At 54.4% G+C, this 13,630-nt stretch carries 15 protein-coding genes and 1 other RNA gene; 10 read left to right on the top strand and 6 right to left on the bottom strand.

Annotated features, from left to right (window positions below; translation table 11 throughout):
- Both HS100_15265 and HS100_15260 read right to left on the bottom strand, forming a co-directional pair.
- On the bottom strand, positions 1–405 hold the full coding sequence (locus HS100_15265; GenBank protein MBE7435272.1) for a DUF2721 domain-containing protein: 405 nt from the start codon (positions 403–405) through the stop codon (positions 1–3).
- Positions 406–433: 28 nt separating this feature from the next.
- Complete coding sequence (locus HS100_15260) at positions 434–949, bottom strand: hypothetical protein (protein ID MBE7435271.1); 516 nt, start codon at positions 947–949, stop codon at positions 434–436.
- Between the two features lie 93 nt (positions 950–1,042).
- On the opposite strand from HS100_15260, the gene recJ reads away from it, so the two are divergent.
- On the top strand, positions 1,043–2,752 hold the full coding sequence (gene recJ / locus HS100_15255) for a single-stranded-DNA-specific exonuclease RecJ (protein MBE7435270.1): 1,710 nt from the start codon (positions 1,043–1,045) through the stop codon (positions 2,750–2,752).
- 19 nt (positions 2,753–2,771) lie between these two features.
- Here the strand turns inward: recJ and HS100_15250 are convergent, their stop codons facing one another.
- The 4 genes from HS100_15250 to rnpB form a co-directional block, all read right to left on the bottom strand.
- Positions 2,772–3,596, bottom strand: coding sequence for an SDR family oxidoreductase (locus HS100_15250; GenBank protein MBE7435269.1), 825 nt, complete (start codon positions 3,594–3,596; stop codon positions 2,772–2,774).
- 87 nt (positions 3,597–3,683) lie between these two features.
- Positions 3,684–4,661: a PD40 domain-containing protein gene (locus HS100_15245; GenBank protein MBE7435268.1), complete on the bottom strand. Its 978-nt coding sequence runs from the start codon at positions 4,659–4,661 to the stop codon at positions 3,684–3,686.
- Between the two features lie 4 nt (positions 4,662–4,665).
- Complete coding sequence (locus HS100_15240; protein ID MBE7435267.1) at positions 4,666–4,977, bottom strand: hydrogenase maturation nickel metallochaperone HypA; 312 nt, start codon at positions 4,975–4,977, stop codon at positions 4,666–4,668.
- A 10-nt stretch (positions 4,978–4,987) separates the two neighbouring features.
- An RNA gene (gene rnpB, locus HS100_15235) (RNase P RNA component class A) lies at positions 4,988–5,457 on the bottom strand.
- A gap of 320 nt (positions 5,458–5,777) precedes the next feature.
- On the opposite strand from rnpB, the gene HS100_15230 reads away from it, so the two are divergent.
- The 9 genes from HS100_15230 (at position 5,778) to HS100_15190 (ending at position 13,601) form a co-directional block, all read left to right on the top strand.
- The gene (locus tag HS100_15230; protein ID MBE7435266.1) at positions 5,778–6,923 is read left to right on the top strand and encodes a dephospho-CoA kinase; all 1,146 of its coding nucleotides are present in this window, start codon (positions 5,778–5,780) and stop codon (positions 6,921–6,923) included.
- Between the two features lie 106 nt (positions 6,924–7,029).
- Positions 7,030–7,899, top strand: a complete 870-nt coding sequence (locus HS100_15225; GenBank protein ID MBE7435265.1) for a TIGR00159 family protein — start codon at positions 7,030–7,032, stop codon at positions 7,897–7,899.
- A 6-nt stretch (positions 7,900–7,905) separates the two neighbouring features.
- Positions 7,906–9,168, top strand: a complete 1,263-nt coding sequence (locus tag HS100_15220) for a hypothetical protein (protein MBE7435264.1) — start codon at positions 7,906–7,908, stop codon at positions 9,166–9,168.
- Between the two features lie 14 nt (positions 9,169–9,182).
- Positions 9,183–10,547: a ribosome biogenesis GTPase Der gene (der, locus tag HS100_15215; protein MBE7435263.1), complete on the top strand. Its 1,365-nt coding sequence runs from the start codon at positions 9,183–9,185 to the stop codon at positions 10,545–10,547.
- 42 nt (positions 10,548–10,589) lie between these two features.
- Positions 10,590–10,976, top strand: a complete 387-nt coding sequence (locus tag HS100_15210) for a DUF3054 domain-containing protein (GenBank protein MBE7435262.1) — start codon at positions 10,590–10,592, stop codon at positions 10,974–10,976.
- A 23-nt stretch (positions 10,977–10,999) separates the two neighbouring features.
- Positions 11,000–11,605, top strand: coding sequence for an RNA polymerase sigma factor (locus tag HS100_15205; protein ID MBE7435261.1), 606 nt, complete (start codon positions 11,000–11,002; stop codon positions 11,603–11,605).
- Complete coding sequence (locus tag HS100_15200; protein ID MBE7435260.1) at positions 11,605–12,378, top strand: hypothetical protein; 774 nt, start codon at positions 11,605–11,607, stop codon at positions 12,376–12,378. The genes HS100_15205 and HS100_15200 overlap by 1 nt, the downstream gene beginning before the upstream one ends.
- 127 nt (positions 12,379–12,505) lie before the next feature.
- Entirely contained in the window at positions 12,506–13,075 is a 570-nt protein-coding gene (locus HS100_15195) for a hypothetical protein (GenBank protein MBE7435259.1), read from the top strand.
- Positions 13,076–13,115: 40 nt separating this feature from the next.
- A complete protein-coding gene (locus HS100_15190; GenBank protein MBE7435258.1) occupies positions 13,116–13,601 on the top strand; it encodes an NUDIX hydrolase in 486 nt (161 codons plus the stop codon).
- Positions 13,602–13,630 lie beyond the last annotated feature (29 nt).

Genomic DNA, 13,630 nt, shown 5'->3' with positions numbered 1-13,630 from the left:
TCACCGCCCCTTGCCATCTTCGAGATCGGTCAACAACAGATCGAGCGCGCCTGCCGAAATGGTCAATTCATGCAAAGATATCCCAAGCGAGACGATCATGAACATCAAGGCCGCGCCAAAACTCCACGCTCCTCCCTCTGCCCAACCGGCGAAAATGGCGAACATGCTTAAAACGCACATCAGCAAACTGACCACACCCACTATTTGCATGTTGCGGATCAAGTACACACGTCTGCGCAGGTTATCGATCTGCGCGAGAAGGTTTCGATCCCCGCTGTCATGATAGCGGTCGTACAGGTTGCGGATGATTGTGGCAAGGGTCAGGAATCGATTGGTATACGCCAGTATCAACAACGAAACCGTCGGGAATAGCAGCGCAGGCGTGGTCAACGAGAGGTTTTCCATGTATAAAAAACGGCAATACCCGCCAAACTTACAATAACCCGATCGTCACTTTGTTTGGCCGCACCAACAGCATTGGCACGGCAATATTCAATTGCGGCACATAGGGATTCGTTATCTCTGTATCGTATAAAGAAAGCCATGTGGTGTTCATCACATCGATACTTGCCGCCATATCGGTGGCGGTCGAAACGCGCAGGAGGCCCTTCATCTCGAAGGAGCCAGCCAGCACCATCACAGGCTGCATTCGGCGGTTCATCTCAGAAGATTCGTAATCCACCGGATCGCGGGCAGGAGGAGCGAGGTGAAAGCCGATGATCTCAGATGTAGGGATGAATATTTCCTCCTTTGCATACGTCTTCGATGGAGAACCCGCCAACTGGATGACATGCGCTTTGAGCAAATGAATGAAGTTGGGCACCCCCTGCGTGCGGAGCCAGATGCTCACACGCATATTCTCTCGCACGATTAGATCCCCACGAATCAGCATCGCTGGAGTGTAAATGATGACGGTGGATATCTTCTCGTCGGGCGCAAGTTCTCTCATGGGAATCTCCTTAATAGATTATACACGCCCCGCCGGAATCATCCATCGCCCTTCCTGTTGACTCCAGTCTCGTTTATACTCCGTTCACCCGAAATGGCTCAGGATAAACATTGGAACATTCCGCCTCGCATCACACCAGAAGCGGATTCGGCGCTGGCGGCTTTTCCTCCGCTGTTACGTCAGGTACTTTACAATCGCGGCTTCGCCGACGATCCCTCTGCGCGCGCATTCCTGCGCGGGGAACCGAACATCAATACCGACCCGTTCCAACTAACGGACATGCGCGCCGCCGTCGAACGGATTCGATTCGCGGTTCAAACTAACGAACCCATCGCGATCTACGGCGACTACGACGTGGACGGAGTCACAGCGACCGCCTTGCTTGTCGAAGCTCTCAAGAATCTCGGCGCGGATGTGCGCGGTTACATCCCCAACCGCTTCGACGAAGGGTACGGGCTCAATAACAGCGCATTGGACGAACTCAAATCGGACGGGGTTAAACTCGTCATCACCGTGGATTGCGGCATCCGCTCACCTGCCGAGGCGGCTCATGCCCGGACTATCGGCCTTGATCTCATTATCAGTGACCATCACCATCCCGATAACGACAACCTGCCCCCCGCTTTCGCTGTCATCAACCCAAAACGTCACGGCGATCCATACCCCGATAAGGACCTAGCCGGGGTTGGGATTGCGTACAAAATTGCCGAAGGATTATTGAGAGAGAACGATCAAGCAGATGTGGTCAATGGTCAGATCTTGAATTCCTTGCTCGACCTTGTCGCGCTTGGAACAGTCGCCGATCTTGCCCCATTGGTCGGCGAGAATCGCGTGCTCGTCAAAAAGGGATTGCGCCAAATGGGTCAAACGACCCGGCAGGGATTGTTCTCGCTCGCCGCGGTCTCCGACCTTGCCTTGAAAAAGATCAACGCAGGTCACATCGGCTTTATGCTTGGTCCGCGCCTGAACGCGGCCGGAAGATTGAAAGAAGCCCTGGCGGCATTTGAATTGCTAACCACGAATGATGTTTTCAAAGCCGGGGAACTCGCCCAACAATTGGACATGCAGAATCGTGAACGGCAGCGAATCACCCGCGAGATGCAAACCCGCGCCGAGGAGATCGCATTGAGCGACGACCCGGACGCCCAATTGCTTTTTGCCGCACACGAAGACTTCAACTCAGGCGTTGTTGGGCTTGCCGCTTCAAGGTTGACGGAAAAGTACTACCGTCCTGCCATCGTCGCTTCAAAAGGTGCAGAGGAGACACGCGGCTCCTGCCGTTCCATCCCCGAGTTCCATATCACCGATGCGCTAGATCAATGCGCCGATCTGCTTGTGCGGCACGGCGGTCATGCTGCGGCGGCGGGATTTACCGTGAGAAATGAAAATCTGACTGAGCTTGTTCTGCGTTTAAAAAACATTGCCGGAGAAAAATTGTCGGGAATGGAACTCAAGCCCACCCTTACGGCTGATGCGGAAGTGGACCTATCCGAAATGCGCCCCGAAGTGTACGAGAAAGGGCTCAAGTACCTTGAACCAACCGGCTACGGGAATCGCGAAGCCGCGTTCGTGGCGCGGGATGTCAAAGTCAAAAATTCGCGCACCGTCGGCGCGGAAGGCAAACATCTGAAGTTATCACTTGAGGACGCGAAGGGGGTCACTCACGATGCCATCGGTTTCCGGCTCGGTGACTGGCACAATTCCATGCTGAAGCGCGTGGATATCTTATTCACCTACGAACCGAACGAGTACAACGGTCGCGTGAACTATCAATTGAATTTGAAAGACTTAAAAGGTTCGTAGGTCGCGTTTCAAACAGGAACTATTTTGCTTTCAACTCGTCTTCGCGTTCGGGGATCGTAAAGCGATTAATATTGACACTGTCTACAAAACCAGGAAAGAACCGATTCATAAAGACCGTAAACCCCCACATCCATGGGATGATCCACATGCGGCGCGGTCGGCGAACCAATTTGACGACCGCCTGACCAACCTGCTCCGCCGTCAAAAGCATGAACTTGGGAGTAGTGGCTTTCGTCTTGCGCTTGATCCCCGCATGGGATGCGAACTCAGTGACCACGCCGCCCGGATAGACAAGCGATACATCAATACCCCAGGGTTTGACCTCGCGCCGCAAGGCTTCGGAAAATCCATGCACGGCATGTTTCGATGCCGAATAGATCGTGTATGTGGGGGTCCCGATCAATCCCGCCATCGAGCACATGTTTACGATGCTTCCGCTTCGTTGTTTGATCATCAATGGCAGGACGAGACGCGTCGTCTGGATGACGCCCATCACGTTCACGTCGATCTGCGCTTGAATGTCTTTCACGGGGTCGAGATTTTCGAGCCAATCCAGCCGACCAAAACCGGCGTTGTTGACCAAAACATCGATGTGCCCGAACACCTGAACGGTCTCATCGACAAGTTTTTGAATATCGTCCAGTTTGGCAAGATCGGCTTGAACGACATGAGCCTGCGCGCCTGTCCCCATCGCATCGATCTCCTTTGCAAGCGACTCGAGTTTATCCACACGGCGCGCGGCGAGCACCACTTTCGCGCCCTCGCGCGCAAACTCGCGAGCAGTGGCTTCACCGATACCCGATGATGCGCCTGTCACAATTACAACTCTACCTTTAATGTCCATTCGATTCTCCTTTGCTAATGTGTAGGTTGCGGTCTCCAACGCAACTGTTCGAGTATAGCCCGGCAACGCAAGAAGGCGCTGCCTACGTTATGGTCCCCAGCGGGGTTGATAATCACAATAATCATTATTGGTCAGGCGGCGAAGGTCGGTGCCATCCACGCGGATGACGTAAATTTCGCAGCCATGTATGTCACCGAAGTGATCGAAATATGATGTGAACGCCACCCATTGTCCATCCGGCGAAATGGACGGTCCCTGCGAATTACCGCCCGTCGGAGTCAACATTCGGGAATTCGACCCATCTGCGTTCATGATGTAAACGTCCCGGTTCCAAGGTTGGCCGGAATACGTGACGATAAACGACCCATCGGGGGACCAATCGCTTCTTCCGCGGATCGCAGGCAGGTTGCTGACCTTTAGCAGTTCACTCCCGTCAGACTTGATCCTGTAAAGTTGAACCGCGCCCTGCATATCGGAAGCAAACAAAACGTATGCGCCGTCAGGCGACCAGGTCGGGTCCCAGCCGGAGGCATTGGGCAAGGGATGAGGATTTGTCCCGTCGCGGCTCATCAACCAGATCTGATTTGTGTTCGCTGTGGAAAGTTTAAATGCGATCAAATCTCCATCTGGTGAGATCTCCGGTCCGTTCACATTTCCGAGGCGGTCGGTGAGTTGCTTTGCCTCGCCGCCCGTCAGATTCATTTCATGGATCTCATAAATGTTCGGCTCGCGGAATGCGGCATAGACGACGCTGTTACCGTCCGGCGAAAGCGACGGATAGTAATTCTGACGGTTATTATCGGTTGTCAATCGTCGAAAACCGGAACCGTCGGCATTGATTACGCAAATCTGATTCGTCGCCTGCGTTTTAAACATCTGGCATACAAAAACGATCTTCCCGGTCGGCTCACCGTTTGCAGCAGGTTGTAGAGTCGAGTCAACAGCCAGCGGAGTCGAAGCGGACAATGTGGCAAACAGGTCCGGGGTCGGGGTTGACGCGGAGGGCACGGTACAGGCAAGCATGATCAGCAATGAAATCGTCACTGCCAGGATAACGAGTCTCATCCTCTTATTTCTCTTCAAGATAGAATTCCTCTCCATGCAGGATTTTCGCGCCCACACTCCCGCATTGCGGACACGTTGTTCCACCGCCGGCGGGTCGATAGACAAAAAAACACCACATGCATTGCTGTTCAGCAGGGACGGCGCGGATATTCAATTTTGTACCAGCAAGGAAAGTGGACGAGGTCAGATCAGTCCATTCTTTGTAGAGTTGGGATTCTTCCAGGATAAGTTCCCCTACTGCGAGTTTTATGGATTCCCGTTGTGCGCTCCGGGCAAGCAAGTCCTGAACGATGGCGGATAATCGCGGATATTTCATACCAATAAGCGCTCCAGGCCGGTCTATAAGCCGCATTCTGTCCGTGGCGTAAACGCCACTGTGCAATCATCTCTCTGGGCGAAGCGTCTCCGCTCCGCTCGGTGCAGCCTACCCGGGACTGACCCAACCCACAGGAGGGAAGGGCGCGTAAGGAGACGAGCAGCCTCCCATCGTCCACAGACGAAATCGTCCCTGCTTGGCCTTGCTCCCGGCGGGGGTTACCTGGCCGCACGCATTACTGCGCGCGCCGGTGGTCTCTTACACCACCTTTTCACTCTGACTACCCTCACCTATTCGCCCCTCTCCCTGAGGGAGACGGGTTGGGTATGAGGGAGCGACTTGTTTCTGTGGCCCATTCCGGCAGGTTCGCGCCTCTCGGCGGCTTCCCCGCCCCGGGGTACTCTCCGACGCCGTGCTCTCTAGGAGTGCGGACTTTCCTCGATCCCGACAACGCAGGACCGCGATTGCCCGACCAGCCTGAAGTAAATCGATGATACCCTCGCTGGATGCCAGAGTCAACTACAATGAACAAAATTACAATAGACTTCTTGCAAAAGTCACAATTTTATCTTGCTCAAGGAAGCGTCCCCGCCGCCGGGGACTGCGGCGGGAGCACTTATGCAAGCGGTCTAATAAGGTCATCATGGGTAGATAAGCATTTCGTGGAATTTTTAGGAGCCTTTGAATGAGGTCATCGCCTCGCGACTGCCATCCGAGTTCAATGAACAAAGGTGGACATTTCTGGAAAAGACATTAAAATTGACAAAAGGTCTACCCCCGCCACCCCAAGAGGAATCCCCTTGAGCAATCTGCCAGGAAAATTCGTAATCGGCCTTACCGGAAACATCGCCACCGGAAAAAGCGTGGTACGCCGCATGTTGGAGCATTTGGGCGCGTACACCATCGATGCTGACGCACTAACCCATCGCGCGTATTCCAAAGGCGCGCCGGGATATCAGCCGGTGATCGATAAATTCGGTAAGTGGCTTCTTAACCGTGACGGCGAGATCGACCGTCAAAAACTGGGTAATCTCGTGTTTAATGATTCCGAAGCCATGAAGGAATTGGAGGAGATCGTTCATCCGCTGGTCCGCGAAGCGACCCGGTTGCTGATTCAGCGCGCCTCGCAACCGGTCATCGCGATCGAGGCGATCAAACTCCTCGAAGGTGACTTGAGGAAAGTATGCGACTCGATCTGGGTCACAAATGCTCCCGAGGATGTGCAGGTGGAGCGGCTGGTACGAAAACGCGGCTTCACCCGCGAACAAGCGCTCGAACGCGCGCGCGCCCAATCGTCTCAAAGACAAAAAGTGAACATGGCGAACATGGTGATTACGAATACGGGATCGTACGACGACCTTTGGAACCAGGTCAGCGAGGCATGGAAGGAGATCGTCCCGGGCGCGAAAGACCTGTCACTGGACGCCGCCCCGATAAAAAAGCAGGCTGGAACCGGAGAACTATCCACCCAGCGCGGAAAACCCAAGCACGCCGCTCTAATTGCGGACCTGATCACAAAGTTGAGCAAAGGCAGGCGAAAGACAAACGCAAACGAGGTGATGGAAAACTTCGGCGACAAGGCATTTATGCTGCTTCAAATGGACGGTCAGGCGGTGGGCGTGGCGGGCTGGCAGGTGGAAAATCTCATCACGCGCACGACCGATATTTTCCTTGAGGATCGACTCGACCCGGCAAAAGCTCTCGACGCGCTCGTGAAAGGCGTGGAAAGCGCATCGCGCGAACTGCAAAGCGAAGTCTCGTTGATATTTGCAATGGATGCGCTTGCGGCTCAGGAAGCTCTTTGGCAGAAGATCGGTTACGAAAAACGCACACCCGATAGCCTCGGCGTCCAGCCATGGCAGGAAGCCGCTCTCGAAGCCGCCCCGGCAGGTAGTGTATTATTCTTTAAACAATTAAGGCAGGATCGAGTTCTGCGTCCGATTTAGATTGAACAACATTTGAGAGAGCGGGGCGGACTTTTTCTGATGGAAAAGTCTCTGATTTCGAAGCGTTTTCAATCAGCCGCGACGAGGAACCCGTCCCAATAGATCTGTGACTGAACTCCTAAACAACCTCTTTTTCATATTCCAACGGGTCAGCTGGCTGAGCGTTTTGGATATCATGCTCGTCACGCTGATCTTCTTTGTGCTTCTGTATTCCCTGCGGGATACGCAGGCCATGGCATTGTTACGCGGTATGATCATGCTCATTGTTGCGATCACTCTGATCACAAGCCTCGTGGAATTGCCCGCATTTTCCTGGTTTGCGCGGAATGCGCTGCCCGCGATGCTGCTTGCCCTGCCAGTCATCTTTGCCCCCGAGATTCGCCGGGCGCTGGAACGTATCGGACGCGCTGGAACCTTCGTCCCGGCATCCAAACCGGTTGATGAGGCTTTAATGACAACCATCCGGGCAGTGGTCAGCGCGGCGGCCCGACTTTCAGCCCGAAAGCATGGAGCGTTGATCGTGATCCAAAGATTGGATCATCTCGACGATTTCATCCAGACTGGTGTGCAATTGAACGCAAAGGTCACACCGGAATTGCTGCTGCAGGTCTTCTACCCCAATACGCCTTTGCACGACGGCGGTGTGATCATCGTAGATTCAAAAGTCGCTGCCGCAGCATGCGTCCTTCCTCTTTCAGCCAGCGGAATCCTGAACCGCACGCCGGAACGCCAGATGGGTCTAAGGCACCGCGCTTCACTCGGCATTTCCGAGGTGAGTGACGCCATAGCGATCGTTGTTTCAGAGGAAAGCGGCGCGATCTCCATCGCCCATTCCGGCAGAATGTTGAGGCGCCTCGACCCTGACCGATTGGAAAATATTCTAGCGGCTTTCTTCCGTCCGAGCGGCGCGGAACAAAGAGCGGGTATCATCGGCAGGTTCTTCTCAGGCAGGCTGAATCGCAAGGAAGAAAAATAATCCACGATGCAAAAAATGTTTCGCTGGGTCGTCAATAACTATCGCACGTTCCTTTGGGCGTTCGCGCTCGCTGTGGCAGTGTGGATCTCTTCGGTCACCTCGGCAGACCCGAACCAGATGCGCGCGCTCGAAGCGCCGGTCCCAATAGAGATCATCGGACAGCCAGCGAATCTTGTATTCAGCGAATCGATCCCAAAGGAGGTTGAAGTCAGCCTGCGGGCACCCGCCTCAGTATGGAAAATCATCGAAGCCGACCCGCAGGTCGTGCGCGCAATCCTCGATATTTCCAGCCTCAGTTCAGGAGAGCATAGTCTCGATCTTCAGATTCAAGTGGATGCAAGACCCGTTCAGATCGTCTCCGTAACGCCGAAAACGATCTCTTTCATCCTGGAGCCGCTTATCACCAAGCCAATGGATTTGGATGTCCGCATTTCAGGGGAAGTCGCGATCGGATATCAAGTCGGGGAGATCAGCCTCGAGCCAGTGTCCGTTATCGTGTCTGGCGCTCAATCCAGGGTCCAGGAAGTGACGCGTGCGCGTGTTTCCGTCGATTTGAATCGCATCCGAGAAAATTACGATCAATTCATCAAAGTGGAGGCGCTCGATGAGCGCGGTCAGCCCGTCAGCGGCGTGACAGTTTCGCCAGAGTCTGTTCATGTCGTATTGCCTGTAACGCAGCAAGGCGGTTATCGCGATGTGGCGGTGAAAGTTACAACACTGGGTCGCGTGGCGAGCGGATACCGCCTGACCGACATTTCAGTTTCGCCGCCTGTGGTGACGATCTATTCGGAAGATCCCGCTTTGGTGAACAGTCTCCCAGGTGTTTTGGAAACACAACCGCTTGACCTGCAAAACGCCCAGGATGATATAACAACGCGACTAAAGCTCAGTTTACCGGCAGGCATTTCTGTCATCGGCGAACAAACGGTTCTTGTCCAGGCAGGAGTCTCGCCGATAGAAAGCAGCGTGACTTTGTCCGGTCAGCGCATCGAGATCATCGGGTTGGATAGCGATCTGAACGTGCAGATCTCGCCGACAAGCGTCGATATCATCCTATCCGGTCCGCTTCCCATTCTGGATACGCTCACGCGGCAATCTGTCCGGGTGACCGTGGACCTGACCGGGCTCGGCGAGGGGACGTATCAACTCGCGCCGGTTGTGGAGGTTCTCGTGTCAAATATCGCGGCGGAATCGATCCTGCCGAACACGATCGAAATATCGCTCACTCCTCTCGATGCGAGTACGCCGACTCCGACCCCAAAGCCATAAAGTAAAATAATCTTATGAAGCCCATCGTTGCACTTGTCGGCCGACCGAACGTCGGAAAATCAACGCTGTTCAATCGCCTGGTTGGAGAGCGCATGGCCATCGTTGACGATACTCCCGGCACGACCCGCGACCGTCTCTTCGGTGACGCGGAATGGAATGCCCGATCCTTCACCGTCGTCGACACGGGAGGCATCGACCCAACTCACGGCAGTCGGACTCCGCTCTCGGTGGGTTCCGCCGACTTTATCGGGGACATACGCCGGCAAGCCCAAGCCGCGATCCAAGAGGCGGATGCTGTGGTGTTCGTAACAGATGGAGAAACCGGAGTCACCGAACCGGACCGGGAAGTAGCGGATATTTTGCGACGGATGCAAAGAAAACAGCCGGATGGAAGTTTCCTGCCGCCCATCTTCATGGTTGTGAACAAATGCGAATCAAAGGAGAGGCGGGAATCCGCGTCGGAATTCTATGAACTTGGTCTGGGCGATCCCTATCCCATTTCCGCGATTCACGGAACAGATACCGGCGACCTGCTCGACGCACTTGTGGCTTCCTTCCCGGAACAAGAGGAAGAAGAGGAAGACAACAGCGTAAAGATCGCCATCGTTGGCAAACCCAATGCGGGGAAATCGAGTTTACTCAATAAACTTGTCGGCGAGGAGCGTGTTATTGTCAGCCCGATCGCCGGGACGACGCGCGACGCCATCGATACGAAATTCGAATTCGGCGGGTTGCCCATCACATTGATCGATACAGCTGGCATCCGCAGGCGCGGCAAGATCGAAAAAGGCATTGAGGAATACAGCGTCATCCGTTCGTTCAAAGCCATCGAGCGCGCGGATGTTTCATTGTTGATGATCGACGCCACTACCGGCATCACCACTCAAGATGCGCATATCGCCGGTTTCATCAAGGACGAGTGGAAATCCTGCGTGGTATTGGTCAACAAATGGGATGCCGTGGTAAAAGACGGCACGACCATGGATGCCTACACCGAAAAGATCCTGGATGAGTTGAACTTCGTCGCATATGTCCCCATCCTGTATATTTCCGCCAAAACCGGTCAACGAGTGGACCAGGTGCTGCCTTTGGCATTACGCGTGCAGGAGGAACGTCTGGCGCGGCTGACGACATCCAAGATCAACGAGATCATCCACACTGCGCAGGATGCGCATCCGCACCCGAGCCATGCCGGGCGTTCGCTAAGGATGTATTACGGCACGCAGGTCCGCAGCGACCCGCCGACCTTCATGATCTATGTAAACGATCCTTCGTTGATGCATTTCACATATCTGCGCTACCTCGAAAACCAAATCCGGGCGGAATATGGATTCATGGGCACTCCGATTCGGATCGTCCTGAAAGGAAGAAGGGAGTAATGTCATCGCTTCGGCTTTTCTTCACATCGACAGGATAAGGTCATGACTAAGAAATCCACTCTCATCTTCGGCGACATCGCCGCCTTCATCCTCATAACCGTCATCGGATTCGCATCGCACGGAGAGACCGGGCTTTCCTATCTCCCGCGCATGGCGGCGGCGTTCTTCCCTGTGGGGCTTGGTTGGTTCCTTCTGACTCCCTGGTTTGGTCTATTCGATGAAGCCATAATCGATGAAAAGAAAAACCTGCTCAGGATTCCACTCGCATTTGCTTTCATCGTTCCGTTTGCCGTCATCCTCCGAAGTGTCTGGCTCGGCGAATCGGTTTCACCGCTCTTCACCTTCGTCCTTGGCGTAACGAACGCATTCGGGATGACCGTATGGCGATGGCTTTATCTTTTCATTGTAAAACGCAGAAAATCAATATAAAACAAAGCGGGTACAATAAACTCATGGATGAAACTGCACTTATCACCTCCGCGCAGCAGGGCGACTTGAACTCCTTCAACACACTCATCCTCAATTATCAGGATGCTGTCTTCAACACAGCCGTGCGCATCCTCGGGGACGATGACATGGCGCAGGACGCCGCCCAGGAAGCCTTCATTTCCGCTTTTCAAAGCATCAGAACGTTTCGCGGCGGCTCGTTCAAGGCGTGGATCCTCCGCACGGTAACAAATGCCTGCCTCGATGAACTGCGACGCCAGAAACGACGCCCCACAACACCGCTCGAACCCGAAACCAGCGACGGCGATGAAATCGATTCTCCCAAGTGGCTCGCCGACACGAATATGACTCCCGCGCAAAAAGCCGAAGCCGACGAACTCGAACACGCCATCCAACATTGTCTCGATGCTTTGCCAACCGAATTCCGCACCGTTGTCGTCCTCGCCGATGTGCAAGGCTTGGATTACACGGAGGTCGCCGCTGCATCGAACGTTCCGCTTGGCACGATAAAAAGCCGTCTCGCCCGCGCGCGGCTGCGATTGCGTGAATGCCTGCGTTCATTCGAGGAACTTTTGCCCTCTTCATTTCGTCTGAATGAGGAGCGTGTATGATGAAAAACTTTCGCGATATCGAGAATCTTTCCGCGTATCTGGATGGGAATCTCAACCAAACTGATTCAGCTCGATTGGAAACCCGGCTCAAATCGGACCCGGAACTTGATTCGATTCTCAACGACCTTCGCATCGCCCGCGGCCTTCTGCGCGGACTTCCCGCACGCAAGGCGCCGCGTAATTTCACATTGACTCGCCAGATGGTAGGACTCAAACCGCCGCTGCCGCGAAGTTATCCTTTGATTCGGTTTGCAACCGTCTTCGCCGCCTTCCTGTTCCTGTGTTCCATCACAACAAACATGCTGACCCCCCGATTCACATTCGGGTTTGGCGCAGCAGTGCCCGCTCCCATTGGCGGGATGGGCGGCGGATGCGACGGTCCATGCGAGGAAGCTGCAGCAACAGAAGCGCCTGCGATGGAGGAACCCCTCTCGCAAACAGGTCCCGCCGCAACCGAGGAGGCCTTCGCCGCAGAAATGGCGCCCGCCACAGAAGCTCCGCCGGAAGACATTGCCCCAGCGGCCGTTCCCACTTCAACCTCCTCCGTCATTCCAACGGAAGGCGCGCGGATGGCAGAACCCTCGCCAATTGCAAAAGAGGGTGAAGCAGGGGCAACCTCGCAGGATTCATCTCAGGGAACGGCTAACCAGCCCGAAGTCACGCCTGAGCCACCTCCCTCCATCAACTGGACATTGGCATTCCTCGTCATTGCCATTGCTGGAGGAGTTGTTTTATGGATTATGCGTCTATCAGCACGAAACAAGTGGCGATAGTTACTCGTTTGGTACAAATGGTCTTGTCCCTTATCTGGGTCACCCCGGATAGGGGATTTTATTTTGCAAGCAAATCCGTAAAATAGCGCCCGTTGTAAATTTATAGAAATTGTCTCAGGAGTTTGTAATGAATAACAAAAGAAATACGTTTTTTCTGTGGATGATGGCCGGGGCTATTATCACTCTTTGCGCGGGGTTATTCGGGTTTACCGAAATCGCGCAAACGCAACAACACCAAAAGGTCGCCTCGTCTTCTTCCAATGAAGCGCAACCCAGGCTCGTCTGCCCGATGGAATGGACATCGCCCGCCTCTTCATCCACCGCGGGAGAATTGCCCCCTACCGGAGCGGTAGCATTCGATTGGACCGATCATCCTTCCGCCCTTGGCTACTCGTTGACCGTGCTCACCCCGAACGGCTCGCCTGTGTCTTATGATGTGGACGGCTCTTCGAAAGATCTGTTTCTCGAGAATTATGATCAAGTCGGCGATTACCAGGTCATCGTTACCGCGTTTGGCGCGGACAACGCAGCCTTGTGCTCGATCACGATGAGTTTCAACCTGCCTGTCGTTTCGGAAGGCGGTAAGGAAAAAACCGACCGCGAAGGCGGCGAAACCGAACATTCGGATCCATCGTCGGTGATCCCATCCAACCCCGTGATGCCGAATCCTCAACCGGCGGAGGTGGAAATCCATTAACGGCTTGTCCATGTGGTGGGTTGGTGATATAAAACCAGGCATGGCAAGAGATGAGCATTTCAAGTTCTGCCCGCGCTGCTCGGCAAAAATGATTCGCGAAGAAAGGTTTGGCGCGATTCGACCTGTTTGTCCGCAGTGCGGGTGGATCCATTTTCAAGACCCGAAAGTTGCCGCGGCTGTCCTTGTGGAAGAAGGCAACCGTGTTTTGCTGGTGCAGCGCGCCAATGATCCATTTCGCGGATTATGGACTTTGCCTGCGGGTTTTGTAAACGGCGGCGAAGACCCGGCTGAGGCAGCGGCAAGGGAATGTATGGAGGAAACAGGCCTCAAAGTGCGGGTGACGCGCGTGTATGACGTCATTTCAGGCCGCGAACACGAGCGCGGCGCGGACTTCATCATTGTGTATGCCGCCGAAGTCGTGAGCGGAGAGATGTCTCCCGCTGACGATGCCGATGCGGTGGAATGGTTCGAGCGGGATCACTTGCCACCACTGGCATTCGATGCGACGAAGAAAGTGCTTTTGTAAAATCTGTGGGGATCGTCGGATGGAGAATA

The sequence above is a fragment of the Anaerolineales bacterium genome, from assembly GCA_015075725.1.
Lineage (GTDB): Bacteria > Chloroflexota > Anaerolineae > Anaerolineales > Villigracilaceae > Villigracilis.
Note: the sequence above shows the minus strand (reverse complement) of the source record. Positions and strands in the feature narration are given on the sequence as shown.

Coding starts and splice junctions, on each gene's coding strand:
- HS100_15265 (MBE7435272.1), bottom strand. CDS start 405: ATGGAAAACCTCTCGTTGACCACGCCTGCGCTGCTATTCCCGACGGTT.
- HS100_15260 (MBE7435271.1), bottom strand. CDS start 949: ATGAGAGAACTTGCGCCCGACGAGAAGATATCCACCGTCATCATTTAC.
- recJ (MBE7435270.1), top strand. CDS start 1,043: ATGGCTCAGGATAAACATTGGAACATTCCGCCTCGCATCACACCAGAA.
- HS100_15250 (MBE7435269.1), bottom strand. CDS start 3,596: ATGGACATTAAAGGTAGAGTTGTAATTGTGACAGGCGCATCATCGGGT.
- HS100_15245 (MBE7435268.1), bottom strand. CDS start 4,661: ATGAGACTCGTTATCCTGGCAGTGACGATTTCATTGCTGATCATGCTT.
- HS100_15240 (MBE7435267.1), bottom strand. CDS start 4,977: ATGAAATATCCGCGATTATCCGCCATCGTTCAGGACTTGCTTGCCCGG.
- HS100_15220 (MBE7435264.1), top strand. CDS start 7,906: ATGCAAAAAATGTTTCGCTGGGTCGTCAATAACTATCGCACGTTCCTT.
- der (MBE7435263.1), top strand. CDS start 9,183: ATGAAGCCCATCGTTGCACTTGTCGGCCGACCGAACGTCGGAAAATCA.
- HS100_15210 (MBE7435262.1), top strand. CDS start 10,590: ATGACTAAGAAATCCACTCTCATCTTCGGCGACATCGCCGCCTTCATC.
- HS100_15205 (MBE7435261.1), top strand. CDS start 11,000: ATGGATGAAACTGCACTTATCACCTCCGCGCAGCAGGGCGACTTGAAC.
- HS100_15200 (MBE7435260.1), top strand. CDS start 11,605: ATGAAAAACTTTCGCGATATCGAGAATCTTTCCGCGTATCTGGATGGG.
- HS100_15195 (MBE7435259.1), top strand. CDS start 12,506: ATGAATAACAAAAGAAATACGTTTTTTCTGTGGATGATGGCCGGGGCT.
- HS100_15190 (MBE7435258.1), top strand. CDS start 13,116: ATGGCAAGAGATGAGCATTTCAAGTTCTGCCCGCGCTGCTCGGCAAAA.